This is a genomic window from Isoptericola sp. NPDC057391 (genome assembly GCF_042668085.1).
In the GTDB taxonomy this organism is placed as follows: domain Bacteria; phylum Actinomycetota; class Actinomycetes; order Actinomycetales; family Cellulomonadaceae; genus Isoptericola.
Map to the genome: position 1 here is coordinate 1 of NZ_JBHVBO010000324.1, position 1,815 is coordinate 1,815.

The window sequence follows — 1,815 nt, forward strand, 5'->3', positions numbered from 1 at the left end:
GCGCTGGCGGGCGGCTCCGCGCCGCGGATCCCCGCCCGCGGGCCGGCCGCCCTCAGTGCTCCCTGCGGTCCTTCTCGTCCCCGATGAAGTCGGCGACGGCGTCGTCGACGCCGTCGAGGTTCATGTCGGACGTGCGGGCCCGCCGGGCGTCCCAGCGCAGCGTGAGGGCGCCGAGCACCGCGGCGACCACGGAACCCAGCAGGATGGCGGCCTTGGCCCCTTCGGTGTGCTCGGAGGCGTGGCCGAACGACAGCTCGGACACGAGCAGCGCCACCGTGAACCCGATGCCGGCGAGGAAGGCGACGGGCAGCAGGTCGCGTACGCCGATGCCCTGCGCGAGCCGCAGCGGGGTGAGTCGCGTGACCAGCGCCGTCGTGCCCAGCACGCCGATCAGCTTGCCCACCACGAGCCCGATGGTGATCGCCGGGACCACCGGCTGCCCGAGGATCTCGGTGACGCCGCCGCCGTCGACCAGGTCCACGCCCGCCGCGAAGAACGCGAAGACCGGCAGCGCGACGCCCTGCGACCACGGCTTGACCGCCCGCTCGTAGCGGTGCGTACGGGGGACCGCCTCGCCGTGGGTGGGCCGGGCCGCGACGGTGAAGCCCATGAGCACGCCCGCCACGGTCGCGTGCACCCCGGACGCGTGCATGAACGCCCAGGCCACCGCGAAGAGCGGCACGAGCATCCACCAGTACGGCCGGCGGGACCGCACGATCAGACCGAACACCACGATCACGGCGAGCGACGCGGCGAGGTAGCCGAAGTGCAGTTCCGCCGTGTAGAAGACGGCGATGACGATGATCGCGAGCAGGTCGTCGACCACCGCGAGGGTGAGCAGGAAGGTGCGCACCGCCACGGGCAGCCCCTTGCCGAACACGGCCAGCACCCCGAGCGCGAAGGCGATGTCGGTGGCGGTGGGGATGGCCCAGCCCTGGAGGGCTGCGGGCTCGCCCAGCGCGACGACGATCACCGCGTAGAAGATCGCGGGCACCGCCATGCCCCCGACGGCGGCGATCATCGGGACGCCCGCCTCCTTCGGGCTGCGCAGGCTGCCGGCCACGAACTCGTGCTTGAGCTCCACGCCGACGACGAAGAAGAAGATCGCGAGCAGGCCGTCCGCCGCCCACTCCGCGACCGTGAGGTCGAGGTGCATGGACAACGGCCCCAGCCGGTCGAAGCCGAGCACCGCCTCGGACAGCGCGAAGTACGACTCGCGCCACGGGGCGTTCGCACAGATCAGGGCGAGGAGGGCGGCGCCGATGAGGAGCGCACCGCCGGTGGTCTCGCGGGAGGCGAAGCGGCGCAGGCGGGTGCCGAAGGGCTGGGTGGCGGTCTCGGAGGTCAGGGTGGTGCTCCCGTCCGGTCGTGGGGTCGATGGTCGTACCGGCGTCGCAGCCGGTGCCACCGACCAGACTTCCCGGCTCACCCGCGGGCCAGCCTAACGTCCGGTGGCGGGTGCCGGCCCCGGCGTCTCAGGTCGCCTCGCGGGCCATCGCGACCAGCCTCGTCAGGGTGTTCCAGTTCCGCGCGGTGGTCCAGGTGCCCGCCGCCCTGTCGACCAGCGCGGGGGTCAGCTTCGAGCGGCCGATGCCCACCACGTAGTCCACGTAGAGCACGCCGTCGACGACGGCGACCCGTTCCGGCCGGTCCTCCACCAGCCGCGCGAGCGCGTCGGCGTCCACGGGCTCGGGGGAGAGGTGCACCTGCACGTGGGAGGGGTGGTCCGCCACGGAGCCGGGGAACGGGTCGGCGGCGAGGACGGCGGCCGCGCGGTCCGCCGTCAGGGCGACCGCGCGCAGGTCGCCACCGAGC

At 73.8% G+C, this 1,815-nt stretch carries 2 protein-coding genes; both read right to left on the reverse strand.

Going from position 1 to position 1,815, the window contains the following annotated elements:
* Positions 1 to 52: 52 nt before the first annotated feature.
* Entirely contained in the window at positions 53 to 1,429 is a 1,377-nt protein-coding gene (gene nhaA, locus ACFUVW_RS20725) for a Na+/H+ antiporter NhaA (RefSeq protein WP_430573179.1), read from the reverse strand.
* A gap of 46 nt (positions 1,430 to 1,475) precedes the next feature.
* Positions 1,476 to 1,815: DUF1697 domain-containing protein (locus tag ACFUVW_RS20730; RefSeq protein ID WP_430573180.1), on the reverse strand; the 340-nt coding region annotated here is incomplete at its 5' end.